9 protein-coding genes and 1 pseudogene are annotated in these 13,332 nt (G+C 38.3%); 2 read left to right on the top strand and 8 right to left on the bottom strand.

Annotated features, from left to right (window positions below; genetic code table 11):
* Positions 1-418 precede the first annotated feature (418 nt).
* Positions 419-3,259 carry a M66 family metalloprotease gene (locus PVK62_RS01665; protein ID WP_274442783.1) on the top strand — a complete coding sequence of 947 codons (2,841 nt, stop codon included), beginning with the start codon at positions 419-421 and terminating at the stop codon, positions 3,257-3,259.
* 212 nt (positions 3,260-3,471) lie between these two features.
* Positions 3,472-3,705: a D-fructose-6-phosphate amidotransferase gene (locus PVK62_RS01660; protein ID WP_274442784.1), complete on the top strand. Its 234-nt coding sequence runs from the start codon at positions 3,472-3,474 to the stop codon at positions 3,703-3,705.
* Positions 3,706-3,869: 164 nt separating this feature from the next.
* On the opposite strand, the gene PVK62_RS01655 is transcribed toward PVK62_RS01660, so the two are convergent.
* The 8 genes and pseudogenes from PVK62_RS01655 to PVK62_RS01620 all read right to left on the bottom strand — a co-directional run bounded on the left by PVK62_RS01655 (position 3,870) and on the right by PVK62_RS01620 (position 12,895).
* Positions 3,870-4,121: a hypothetical protein gene (locus tag PVK62_RS01655; protein WP_274442785.1), complete on the bottom strand. Its 252-nt coding sequence runs from the start codon at positions 4,119-4,121 to the stop codon at positions 3,870-3,872.
* A gap of 274 nt (positions 4,122-4,395) precedes the next feature.
* Complete coding sequence (gene rsgA, locus PVK62_RS01650) at positions 4,396-5,457, bottom strand: ribosome small subunit-dependent GTPase A (protein ID WP_274442786.1); 1,062 nt, start codon at positions 5,455-5,457, stop codon at positions 4,396-4,398.
* A gap of 457 nt (positions 5,458-5,914) precedes the next feature.
* The gene (locus PVK62_RS01645) at positions 5,915-6,553 is read right to left on the bottom strand and encodes a 3'-5' exonuclease (protein ID WP_274442787.1); all 639 of its coding nucleotides are present in this window, start codon (positions 6,551-6,553) and stop codon (positions 5,915-5,917) included.
* Positions 6,554-6,699: 146 nt separating this feature from the next.
* Positions 6,700-8,313 carry an ABC-F family ATPase gene (locus PVK62_RS01640; protein ID WP_274442788.1) on the bottom strand — a complete coding sequence of 538 codons (1,614 nt, stop codon included), beginning with the start codon at positions 8,311-8,313 and terminating at the stop codon, positions 6,700-6,702.
* A gap of 191 nt (positions 8,314-8,504) precedes the next feature.
* Positions 8,505-10,043, bottom strand: a complete 1,539-nt coding sequence (locus tag PVK62_RS01635) for a methyl-accepting chemotaxis protein (protein WP_274442789.1) — start codon at positions 10,041-10,043, stop codon at positions 8,505-8,507.
* A 280-nt stretch (positions 10,044-10,323) separates the two neighbouring features.
* A pseudogene (locus PVK62_RS01630) lies at positions 10,324-10,422 on the bottom strand (rhodanese-related sulfurtransferase); the annotation flags it as partial.
* An 86-nt stretch (positions 10,423-10,508) separates the two neighbouring features.
* Positions 10,509-11,960 carry a catalase gene (locus tag PVK62_RS01625; protein WP_130047082.1) on the bottom strand — a complete coding sequence of 484 codons (1,452 nt, stop codon included), beginning with the start codon at positions 11,958-11,960 and terminating at the stop codon, positions 10,509-10,511.
* A gap of 62 nt (positions 11,961-12,022) precedes the next feature.
* Positions 12,023-12,895 (bottom strand): patatin-like phospholipase family protein, encoded by an 873-nt coding sequence (locus PVK62_RS01620; RefSeq protein ID WP_274442790.1) that lies wholly within the window; start codon positions 12,893-12,895, stop codon positions 12,023-12,025.
* Between the last annotated feature and the right edge of the window lie 437 nt (positions 12,896-13,332).

Raw genomic sequence — 13,332 nt, 5'->3', positions numbered from 1 at the left:
TGAAACCAGTGTTTTACCTGATGATTTTTATATTACTTCTTTATTGTCAATAACTTGAACGTAAATAGTTATCAGAACGTTACCTTTGAAATGCTGACTGCTTATGATTTCAGGAAAAACATTCGATCAAGTTAACGAATATAAAGTATCTCCAAAAACATTATTAGATTAATTATGGAGGTCATTTGCCTTTAGCAAGAAAGAACAGACCATTAAACGTTACTGAGTTTAAAAGCGATGTTGCTGCCTAATGCCTTAACCCTTCTTACTTTTTACATTAAAAATTTGGAATAAAAATCTTATTTTCAAAACATTTGAATATCTTATTTATGGCTTTGATTTATAACTTATGTGAATACGTAAGGGGTATGTAAAGCACTCTTACTATTTCAATAACAACAATCAAAAAGAGATAGTTATGATGAAAAAGAAAATCCTAGGCGTAATAATCGGAACGATATTATCTACAAGTGCATATTCAGCGAGTCATCCAATAGAAGAAGCAAGCCTTCAAATTACAAATAAAATGGCTGAACTGGCCACTTTAGCCAGTAATCCAGAAAATGTAATCCAAGATGGCGACAAAAAATACCTTGATTATAAAAACCAAAAATTAAGAATCAATTATGACGGTAATGTTATATTTGATTTCATGGATTTTGAATCTCAATTTGAAACCGTATTTGATTTTCTTCCTGCTACATGGGAAAAATATTGGTACGACGGTGGTTTCGATATTTTCCCTGAAGGTTCATCTAGCGCTGAAAAATGTACTTTCGGCCTTTACTCAGCAATGAGAGGCTCAAAAGACAACGAAGGCAACTATATATGGGAACGTGATATGACGACCCATTTAGATACCTCTGCTTGTGCGGATATTATCCCAAAACCAAGCATCATGTTTAACACCAATCAATTAGACAATATGCTTGTAGGTAAATTGTCTGGTGGCGTGTTATTTGCTCAAGCACACATCATTCCTGCAAAAACAGAATCACAAGAAAAACGCATGCATCTGGTGGCTCAGCGTGTCACAAAGGTCATGTTTAAACCGACAGAAGCCTTTCCTTCGTATTCTGAAGTCAGCGTAACAGCAACAGATCGTGATGGTAAAACTCTAGGTACAATAGAGATGAAGCGCCCTGATCAATTAGCGCGTAATGTCATGGCGATTTCAGAGATCACCGATAGCAACATTGATTTCAGTTATGATCCTGAAGCGGTCTTTAATGTCCGTGAAGTCTCAAGTGACGCGATTTCAGACGCCCTTATTGATCACAATGTCGTGCAACTTCGTACGTGGAATGGCCATTGGCTTGGAGAGTTTGCTCTAGAACAAAATAACCCTAAACTTGATGGAAAAACCGTTATCTTTACCTCAAGTGCTGGTTATAACTCACAGGTAAGTTACTACCCACAGCGCTCTAAAACGATTGTAAGCGGGACCTCAACCATATTTAAAAACGTTAAAGGAACATGGGTACTTGAAGACGATTTGATTTTTAATGAGATCGGATACGCAGACGGTTTCTGGTCAGCAGAGTTACCGAAAGAGTGGCTAAATGCCGGCCTACAGCTATCATTTGAAAATCAAGGAAACACGGGTAGATTAACGCAAATAAAAGTTGGCGCACCGACTGAGCTACTAATACATACCATTGATGTAGGTATGCTTGTTGAACCTCGCAACGCATTCCATTTCCAAACGGATAAAGAAGCACAACGCGAGTACTTTGAGACCGCACCAATCAGTAAAATGATCGTGAGTGAATACGAGCCAGTACACTTAACAGAAGTGATGTTGCCTGACGGTACGTTACTAACAGATCTTGACCCAAGTGACGGCGGTTGGCATTCAGGAACAATGCGTCAACGAATTGGTAAAGAGTTGTTCTCTATTGGTATTAATAACGCGAACTATGGTATCCACTCAACGGCTGGTGTTGGTGAAGGTGAAAACCCATATTTAGCCGCTCAATTAACGGCTCATAATACCCGTGGCAACTACAATAACGGCGTGCAAGTTCATGGTGGTTCTGGTGGTGCAGGTATGGTGACACTTGATAGTTCAATCGGGAACGAATTTAGTCATGAAGTCGGCCATAACTACGATTTAGGCCACTACCCTGGTGGGTTTGAGGGCTCGATTCACCGACCATCAAACATGACTAACTCTACTTGGGGTTGGGATTCTGAGCACGATGTATTTATTCCAAACTTTTCCCCAGTAAATAGCGGTGTAGAAAGCTGTTTTGAAGGTCAATGTGTTGAACCATTTAACGATATGTTCAGCTTTGGCTCTGATTCAATGGCTGGTGGATGGGCAATGTATGGTGCACAACGATTCACGCTATATACCCCTTATTCAATGCACTTCATTCAAAAGAACTTAGAAAGCAAAGCCGTCTTTGATGAAACCTCATCAACAGGCTTTAGAAAATGGGATGAAGCAACAGAAACAATGGTTGAGTACACGCACTCTATCGATGCTTTAGAAATCACATCCGTTAATCCATGGGAAGCAAATGAAAAACACATTGCGACCCTATTCGCTGATTTTGATAAAGTAGAGCTTTCAACGTTTAACGGCCATTGGGCACAAGATATGTCGGTTCCTGCGGCATCGTCAGCGAATAAGGGTAAGATCTTTACCTTTAATTCTGATGCAGGTTACAACTCTAACTTAGCCATTAATGGTGAAAACATCGTGGTTAACTACGGCAGTCGTTTGGTGTTTGTCTCTAATGGAGATACTTGGATCCAAAATGGCGAGTATGTGCAAAACAAAGTTATTCGTCCTAGCTCGTTTGGTGTTCCAGTAACGACATTAGTGGGTTATTACGATCCTAAAAACACATTGAATAGTTATATTTTCCCTGCAATGCACGGTTCTTATGGTTATGTTTACCCTGATGACTCTGCAAGCTTAATCGCAAATAATTGTAGACTAGAAGTAAGTATGAAAAATGGCGATGTTCAGAAATTTGCGTTGAAGAACAACCGCCGTAATGCAGATAACATGAACAAATTCCATGTGAACGTGGCTCGTTCTGAAAACCCAGTGGCGGCCTCTGTTGTGTGTGATGGTAAGGTACTTAACTCAATGGCGATAAGCAAACCAACGCTTGAGCCAATCTATACCCTACAAGGTGGAAATAAACTTGAACGCGCAGTGATGCAACCTGTGAGTAATGCACCAAGAGTATTAGCAGAACGCTACGATCCTAAACATTGTGATAATGCTGAGCACAATCATTAATTAATATTCTAAATTAGAAAATTTTATTTCTTATAGAAAACCAAAAGGGTTAAGATTTTTTTTATAAAAAATTTCTTAACCCTTTTTACTTTAATGGCTAAATTGTAAATATTATTTTTCATCTTCTCCCATACTAAATATTGATATAGCTCAAAAAACACCTGCTGATTAAGCGTAAATTAAAATGTACATTACATTTTGAGGGAATAACAATGACTATATCAAAAGTATTTCAAAGAGACCTTCTGGGTTTGGTCTTAGTTTCTTTAACGGCTTTAGTTGCACTTTATGTTCTACTAAATATGTTTGCTTTATTTGCTTACGTAAATAAAGAAACACAGATTGCATCAACTTTCTTAGATCAGTCTTTTTATCTTATCGTCTTTGTTATACCACCTTACTTTATCGAGAAATATATTAAGCATCTGAATGCAGTAATACCGTAAACAATATTGGCTAACAGAAAGAAAAGCTGAATGCTTGGTTGGGATGACAAAGAATGAATTGTAGAAGGGTGGCATTTATCTGCGAAATGATTTATCTCTATTGTTCCTAATTATAGTTTAAAACCGAATATCTAATTAAGAACAATAGAGCTAATACGCTTGAATTAATGCGTGGTACGGCTTGGGCCATTACGCACTAAATCTTGACCCGTTTGGAATACTTCTTCTGTTACCCAACGAGATAATAATAATTGGTGTTTATCATCCAGTACAGCAACAAAGCGACGACCATCTTTATTGTTTGTTGCCATTGCAATACCTGCAACGTTTATTAAACCAAAACCACCATTTTCAACAGAGATTAAAAACGTTTCTAGATCTTCAAGGTTTGTGATCATGCTTGTTTCTTGGTTCATATTGCTATTCTCTTATAGACTCAATCGATAATCACAGAATGGTACGATTTTTACCTTACCAAGGCAATAATTGCTACCGTACAAAACGATTCTTTCTCCCCTAGAGCCTCAACTTTGCTTTATTCTGATAAAATTCACAGCTCACTACTGCCTTCTTCATACAAAATATCATCGAGGTTAATAGCGGACACTTTTCTATACTCAAACAAGCGTAAAAAAGCCGCCAATCAAAGACGGGCGGCTTATTACATAAACTTGATGTTATATCGCCAAATTAGTAGGCGTTTGACTCATAGTCTTTTTTACGAGAACGAGCATCAGCAATAGCGCCATGCACCATTTTGCCAAACGCTTTATCTTTTGCACGTTGCTCAGCTAACGTAGCACCATTAATAGCCTGCTCACGCATCAGTTTTTGATAACTCACTAAGCGGCGCTCTTCTAATTCACCTGACTCAACCGCCTTTAGTACGGCACAGCCTGGCTCTGAAATATGAGTACAATCACCAAAGCGACATTTTTCAGCAAGATCAGTAATCTCACTGAAGGTTGCGCTTACACCTTGCTCACAATCACTTAACTGAAGCTCTCGCATTCCCGGAGTATCCATTAATAGACCTCCTTGTGGCATCAATTTAAGTGCTCGGTGTGTCGTCGTGTGGCGACCTTTGCTGTCGTCTTCACGGATATCACCCGTTTTCAACGCTTCAAAGCCAAGTAAGCCGTTTACCAGTGTTGATTTACCGACTCCTGATGATCCTAAGAAAGCAATCGTTTGTCCATTTTTACAATAACTATGTAAAGCAACTAAATCATTTTTATCAAGGGCATTTACACTGTAAACACTCATCATTCGATTCAGTTTCTGAACTTGGTCTTGCTTGTCATCTGCATCGTCACATAAGTCGGCTTTAGTTAGTACCACAACTGGTTCTACTTCGGCTTCTTTTGCAATGGCAAGATAGCGCTCAATACGACTTAAATTAAAGTCATTATTTAATGAACACACAATCATGACGTTATCTACGTTCGCTGCAATTAATTGCGTTGCAACTTTTGACCCTGGTGCTTTGCGATCAAACAGAGATTGTCTATCCAATACACGTTGAATTCGTAGATGTTCATCAAACAATACCCAATCACCGACACAAACACGATCATCTCCTGATGGTGGTAATAAGCTTACTTGGCCCTGTTCACTCAAAACAATAATACTGCTTCGGTGCTGCTCGATAATTCGACCAGTCTGTAAGTCAGTTAAATCATCTAGAGTCAATTGTTGTTGAAAATAAGGACGCCAGCCTAGTTGTGATAGTGTGAGAATTTGCTCACTCATTTGTTGCTCCATACATATGGTAGATTGTTTACCATTGATAGCCGCTAATGTATTTAATATACGTGCGACTTAGATGCCACTGCACATCAATGGTAAACACTCTTAAACTGTAAATTAACGCTGTTTAAGTGGCTTTTTAACGAAACGAATAGTAGCACCATACATTTAAAAAAGAGCAATAATACTTTTTCTATTAATGCTTATTTTCATCATTTTAAGATCTTGGTAGCAATTATTTGACTTAACTTCTACTGCCATCAATACGTTTACTACTATTATCAAATGTTCAACACTATAAAATATGGTCCTATCCCTCACTGATGTAAAACAAGTTAGCCTTATCATTACGATAAAAATAATTAATGAACCATTGGGCTATATATAACAAAAAAGCCCCATTGAATATCTTAACTCAACGGGGCTTAATCATTTTAAAAACAGAACGCTAATCTTCCTACTAAACGTGTTTTTTTAAGAAATTAACAATCGAACCTTTCGGCGTTTTTCCTATTTTCATCATTAAATCAAAGCTTGGGTTAATAATGCCATGATCACGCTCTAACGCTTCTAGTTGTACTAACCATAGTGAAGCTGTCACCTCAGCATCGGCTAATGCTCTGTGAAAAACACCATCATTTTCAATTTGATGGTATGCCACTAGGTCACCCAATTTATGCGATGAAACCTCTTGAGTTAGTCGTCTTGATACCAGTAATGAACACGCAAAATTACCATCGTAACTGCGCTGGATTAGCTCTAATTCACCATCTAAAAAACGCTTATCAAAGGAGGCATTGTGGGCGACTAAATTGCAGCCTTGGATAAAATCAGCAAACTCATTCATTACGACATCACAACTTGCTGCATCAACTAGCATTCGATTTGAAATACCCGTGTAGTTCTCGATAAATGAACTCACTCTAAATCCCGGGTTCATCAAACCTTGAAAGCGATCAACCACCACTCCATTTTCTAATTTAACCGCACCAATTTCTATTGCACGATCGCCCTGATTAGGAGATAAGCCTGTGGTTTCGAAATCGAGTACGACGACGGTATTTGCTGGGACTGTTTTGTTAGATCGAATTACTGACACAAATAATTTCCAAATAAATAGTAAGAATGGAGTTACGTTAATCGTAAGAATGAAGCAAAAGCATATTGAATTAGATCAAAAAACGCGAGCTGATAACCAGTCTCGCGTTTTTAAATATACTTAATACTTATCTTATAAAGATAAGCTTATTTAGCAATATTAACCTGTAGCATTTTAGTTTGGTGATCTAAGTACTCTTCATAAGTACCTTGGAAGTTCACTATTTTCTTATCTTTAATATCAATAATTTGTGTCGCTAGAGAAGAAACAAACTCACGGTCATGGCTTACAAAGATTAATGTGCCAGTGTACACTTTTAATGCTTCGTTCAATGCTTCAATCGCTTCCATATCCATGTGGTTGGTTGGTTCATCCATAACAAGTACGTTGATGTCTTGCATCATTAACTTGCCAAATAACAGACGGTTTTTCTCGCCACCAGAACAGTTTTTAGCTTGTTTATTTGTATCGTCTGCTGTGAATAGTAGGCGGCCCAAAATACCACGAACCATCAAGTCATCATGCTTAACGGTACGCCACTGAGAAATCCAATCAAAGATGCTTAGATCGTTATCAAAATCAGCGGTGCTGTCTTGTGGGCAGTAACCGAATGTTGCGTTTTCTGACCATTTAACAATACCTTCGTTTTGCTCTAGGTCATTCACTAAACAACGTAAGAAGGTTGTTTTACCCACACCATTCTCACCAATGACAGCAAGACGAGTGCCCGCTTCTAGTAATAAATTACCACCTTCAAACAGAACCTCACCATCAAAGCCGTGACCTACATTCTCAAGCTCTAGTGCCTGACGATGCAGTTTTTTGCCTTCACCAAAGTTAATTGATGGGCTCATGCGGCTTGATGATTTCACTTCATCCAGTGAGATCTTGTCCATTTTCTTTGCACGAGAACTTGCTTGTTTCGCTTTCGATGCGTTAGCACCAAAACGGTTTACGAAATCTTGTAGCTCACTGATCTCTGCTTCTTTTTTCGCGTTACCCGCTAACAGTTGATCACGAATTAAGCTTGATGCTTCTAAGAAATACTCATAGTTACCTGGGTAAATACGCAATTCACCGTAATCGATATCTGCCATGTGCGTACATACAGAGTTTAAGAAGTGTCTGTCGTGCGAGATGATGATCATGGTACATTTACGTTTGTTTAGCTCTTCTGCTAACCAATTGATCGTATTAATGTCCAAGTTGTTGGTTGGTTCATCAAGTAACAAGATATCTGGATTTGCAAACAGCGCTTGTGCTAGTAACACACGCAGTTTCCAGCCTGGAGCAACTTGCTGCATTAAACCAAAATGAAGCGATTCATCAATACCGGCTTGAATTAGGATATCACCTGCACGGCTCTCTGCGCTGTAACCATCCATTTCAGCGAATTCGCTTTCAAGTTCAGCTACTTTCATGCCATCGTCTTCACTCATTTCTGGCAATGAATAGATGCGATCACGCTCTTGTTTAATTTCCCAGAGTTTTTTGTCACCCATGATAACAACATCAACTACGTTGTATTTTTCAAACGCAAACTGATCTTGACTCAATACGCCTAACTTTTGTCCCGGCGTCATTGATACGTTACCTGAACTAGGAGTTAATGCACCACTAAGAATCTTCATGAACGTTGATTTTCCGCAACCATTCGCACCGATCAAACCATAACGGTTGCCGTTGCCAAATTTTGCTGAAATGTTTTCAAATAAAGGCTCTGCGCCAAATTGCATTGTGATGTTGTTTGATTGTATCAACGAAATAATTCCTAGGGTTTACTGACAAGTCATGATTGAGCTATAGAGAGCCGAAAGATGAAGGACGAAAGTATGATGAATGAGAAAATATAGCCGCGGATTATACAGAGATCTTGATCACAATGTCGAGGAATATGATGTTTTAATACGCAATAAAAAAGCCTTAACTCTCATTAAGGCTTTAGCTTATATTACTTATCTTCAAAACGCTGTGCTAATTGATAAAATTCATTCACTTGATTTTTTAACTTCTTAGATGTGCTATTTACCGAATAAGTAGTCTTTAAATTTTGCTCTGCCGTTGAAGCAATAGATTGAATGTAAGTATTCACATCACCAGACAGTTTACGTTGCTGGTCTGCTACATTTTCTATTGACGTCATTAATTGATTCATTGATTGCATCATTGAGTCAACTTCAGATAATCGTTGCATGCTCACCTCTCCCATGTCATTGCATAGTTCAGTTTGCTGTCGGTTAGACATAATCTCTAATTGCCAAGATTCAATCATCGAAAGCATGGAAGTAACACTCTCTTTTATCTGAATTGTTGCATTAGAAGTACGACTAGATAACGCTCTAACTTCATCGGCAACGACTGAGAAGCCCCTTCCTTGCTCTCCCGACCTTGCTGATTCAATCGCTGCATTTAATGCGAGAAGATTAGTTTGATTAGCTATACTACCTATCTCTTCCATAAGTTGATTGACTTCTTTTGCTTGTGAACTCAATTGCTCTGTCATTTGTGTAGCAGATTTCGCTTGGATCGTCAATTGCTCTAAATTTACATTGGTTTGGCTTATACTCTCTTTTGTTAACCCGCATGACTTAATCGTCATATTAATGAGTTCATGGGCCTCATTAGTACTAAGTGATACATCATCAGCTAATGATTTAACCTGCTCTGTTGCTGCACGAACGTAATAAATATCTTTTGTTTGCTGTTCTAATTCCTGCGTCACCAATATTGCCGTTGAGCTTAAGTTATCAGCTAATTCTTGAAGCGGTTTTGCTGAATCTGTCATTCTACCTAAGACGGTTCTAATTCGAGATGAGGATAATTTCAAATGAAAATCAGCAATCGAAAACTTATTATTACCAGAAAAAATAAGACGGCTAACACTGTCATATTTCGCATGTAATTTTTTTAATTGACGCGGAGTATCAATAAGTTCTTGGCGAAAAAATAGGATTACTACACACATAGGAAGAACGCTACATAACAATGCCATCGATCCATTTAAATTGAATAATGTCGATAACACTGGAACGGTCAACGCCCCTAGTAATAGCAAATAACGCAAAGTATCATTTATTGAAAATGACCACCCTTGTCCACTGTTCTCTGCTTTTAAAAGGCCCACGTAAGCTTTTTCAGCAATAATAACCCATTCACGTTTAGGTTTCACTCGCACAGACTGATAACCAATTATAGTATCATGTTCATAAATAGGCGTAACGTAGGCATCGACCCAATAAAATCGACCTGATTTTGCTTTATTTTTTACTATTCCTCGCCATGCTTTTCCCTGTTGTAAGTTTCTCCACATGTCTGCAAACGCTGCTTTAGGCATTATTTCATGACGAATAATATTATGATTTTTACCTTCAAGCTCTTCCTTGCTGTATTCCGCAATACGACAGAACGCTTCGTTACAATAAGTAATAACACCTTTAAGATCAGTAGTAGATACAAGTTGCTCATCATCACTTAAAAAAGTTTCAATCATTTTTGCCTACAATATAAAAAAAAAATTAATAAAATTTCCTTTATCATAGATGCATTTCACTATTTACCACAATAAAAACTACATTTAATGACGAAAAAAAGGTATTTATTTGTCCAAATCATGGTTCAAATCATTGCATTATAATTAATTTCATAATACGGCCCCGTTTTAATATGCCTTTATATTAACGCGAAACACCCCATTCTCAAGAGTTATAAGATTAAACCTATTTACCATGCGTTTGATTGATCTAGGGTACTCAACCCAACCATGAGCTTGCGATCCCACCTTCAAGATGATACCCCTCATCAAACCCTTGTTCTTTCATGTAAGCTGTCGACTTCTCACAACGAATACCATCTGTGCAAAACATCGCTACACTGGTATTAACAATGTAAACAGACATAAAAAAAGCGCTGAATATAATATTCAACGCTTTGATTTATAGTTACTTAATACAATAATTTACGAGTTAAATTCACTCACATCAATATCAAGCAATTTACCGATACCTTCGCCATAAGCAGGATCAGCTTTATAACAATGTCTTAGGTGACGAAGTTGAATTTCTTTTGGCACACCGTTTAGATTACGCGCAGTGTTATCAAACAAGATCGCTTGTTTCTCAGCGGTCATTAAACGGAATAGATCGCCAGGTTGTGAGAAGTAATCTTCATCTTCACGGTGATCCCAATGTGCAGCTGCGCCGTCTAAGTTTAGTGGTGGCTCAGAAAAATCTGGTTGCTCTGCCCATTGGCCTTCGTTGTTTGGCTCATAGCCTAATGTGCTACCGAAGTTACCATCAACACGCATTGCGCCATCACGGTGGTAACTATGTACTGGACAACGAGGTGCGTTCACAGGGATATGCTGGTGGTTTACACCTAAACGGTAACGTTGTGCATCACCATACGCAAATAAACGACCTTGCAGCATTTTATCAGGAGAGAAGCTGATACCCGGAACCACGTTTGCAGGGTTAAATGCCGATTGTTCAACTTCAGCGAAGAAGTTTTGTGGATTACGGTTTAGCTCAAATTCACCCACTTCAATTAATGGATAATCTTTGTGTGGCCATACTTTAGTTAGATCGAACGGATTATAAGAAACCGTCGCCGCTTCTGCCTCTGGCATGATCTGAACTTTTAATGTCCATTTAGGGAAATCTTGGTTATCAATGCTTTCTAGCAAATCACGTTGATGACTTTCACGATCATTACCAATTACTGCACCCGCTTCTGCATCAGACAAGTTTTTAATGCCTTGCTGAGATACAAAGTGGAATTTCACCCAGTAACGCTCGTTATCACTGTTGATAAAGCTAAACGTGTGGCTACCAAAACCATGCATATGACGGTAAGTGGCAGGAATACCACGATCACTCATCACGATCGTTACTTGGTGAAGCGCTTCAGGTAATGATGTCCAGAAATCCCAGTTGTTTTTCGCGCTTCGCATATTTGTGCGAGGATCACGTTTAACCGCGTGGTTTAAATCAGGGAATTTTAGAGGATCACGTAAGAAGAATACGGGTGTGTTGTTACCCACTAAATCCCAGTTACCTTCTTCTGTGTAGAATTTTAGCGCAAAACCACGGATATCACGCTCTGCATCTGCTGCACCACGCTCACCAGCTACGGTAGTAAAACGAGCAAATAGCTCAGTTTGTTTACCAATTTCAGAGAACAGTTTTGCTTTTGTGTACTTTGTGATGTCATGAGTAACCGTGAATGTACCGTAAGCACCAGACCCTTTTGCGTGCATGCGACGCTCAGGGATAACTTCACGATCAAAATGCGCCAGTTTTTCTAAAAACCACACATCTTGCAATAATTGAGGACCACGTTTACCCGCAGTTTGAACATTTTGGTTATGTGCAACAGGACAACCTGCTGCTGTAGTTAGCTTTTTAGTCATGTTTATTAATCCTTTAGTGCAATGGTTAAGCGATAAAATGTAAATAAAAACTGTTAAAAGTATTAAACGCAAAAATGACAGTTTTCAGTATTTAAACCAAAGGTTCCATCACGGCTAGATAAATGATTTAAGCCAGATGATTCCCCCATTTTGTAACCTTCAATGAGTGTAGTCGATTTCATCGTAAGTCGTTTTACTGCAAAGTCTTCTGGTGGTGCTATCACTCGAATCATCGTACCTTCAGGCGGATTACGAATAAATTCCAATGACTGATTATAATTCTCAGCACGAACAAGCATGGCTTGCGCTATTTGTGGGTAACGAGCTAATATTTTAGTCATTAACCAAGGTGAACGTGCAGGTTTCATTTCATAACTTAAAGGGTGAGACAAAATTACGGTAATGTCTCTCGCCCCTCGACGGTACGCTTCTTTTACTGGTATTGAGTCAGCTACTCCACCATCAGTATAACAACCACCAGAGAAGCAAGGTGTTGATTTATAAGCGATAGGCAGCGCTGTTGTTGCTTCGAGTACATTATTTAAATTACTTTCTTTTACTTGGTAGTAATCGGCGTTGCCACTGTCAATATTGGTTACCGCCGCATACATAGGAATAGAAGAAAATAAGCACTCTGAATTTAAGGGATGTCTTCTGTTCGACTCCTCAATTAACCATTTCACATCAACAAGATCACCACCACGAGCAAATCGTGTAGGATTAAAAAAGCGTTTGTGGGTTGCAAGTTTCGTAATGACATCAAAGCTACGTTGAGGGGCATTAGAAAGATACCCTATTAGATTCGATGCTCCGGCAGAAACTCCAATGGCAAAATCATAAGGCATAAATTCTTTCTTCATAAAAGTATCCAAAACACCGCTAGCAAAAATGCCACGCATTGCTCCGCCTTCTACGACTAATGCACTCTTCACCATACTCTCTCTTTAACCCCTAAAATACTGTGGAGATAGAATAAACACTAAAGAGAATAAGAGCTAATCGCTTATACTTATAGCTGTGATTTATAAAACCTATCAACATTTAGATTTATATCATGGGGTGCGTACCATAATAACGCTTTTTCACAAAAAAAATAGTGGTCTAAAAAATAAAAAAGGCTTAATGATTAGGTATTTATACTCATTTATTATAAAAAAAACAAATCCATCAATATTATGAATATCTGATGTAGAATCAAATAATCGGAGAGACTTAAAAAGAATATTTAACACCAACTTGAGTTGAGGTTTCATTCCTTTCTAAATCCCCACAAAAAATCACGATAACTTATATTACCAACCATGGCTCAGCGATGTTAATTAATAGACAAAACACATATACGAAAAAAAATACAATCACAAAATGAATAGTT

This window comes from Aliivibrio sp. S3MY1 (genome assembly GCF_028765575.1).
Taxonomy (GTDB): Bacteria; Pseudomonadota; Gammaproteobacteria; order Enterobacterales; family Vibrionaceae; genus Aliivibrio.
This window is presented reverse-complemented; position numbering and strand designations above follow the sequence as displayed.

Excerpts from the sequence above, each read along its gene's own strand:
- rsgA (WP_274442786.1), bottom strand. The coding sequence starts at position 5,457 with ATGAGTGAGCAAATTCTCACACTATCACAACTAGGCTGGCGTCCTTAT.
- PVK62_RS01635 (WP_274442789.1), bottom strand. The coding sequence starts at position 10,043 with ATGATTGAAACTTTTTTAAGTGATGATGAGCAACTTGTATCTACTACT.
- PVK62_RS01665 (WP_274442783.1), top strand. The coding sequence starts at position 419 with ATGATGAAAAAGAAAATCCTAGGCGTAATAATCGGAACGATATTATCT.
- PVK62_RS01625 (WP_130047082.1), bottom strand. The coding sequence starts at position 11,960 with ATGACTAAAAAGCTAACTACAGCAGCAGGTTGTCCTGTTGCACATAAC.
- PVK62_RS01620 (WP_274442790.1), bottom strand. The coding sequence starts at position 12,895 with ATGGTGAAGAGTGCATTAGTCGTAGAAGGCGGAGCAATGCGTGGCATT.
- PVK62_RS01655 (WP_274442785.1), bottom strand. The coding sequence starts at position 4,121 with ATGAACCAAGAAACAAGCATGATCACAAACCTTGAAGATCTAGAAACG.
- PVK62_RS01660 (WP_274442784.1), top strand. The coding sequence starts at position 3,472 with ATGACTATATCAAAAGTATTTCAAAGAGACCTTCTGGGTTTGGTCTTA.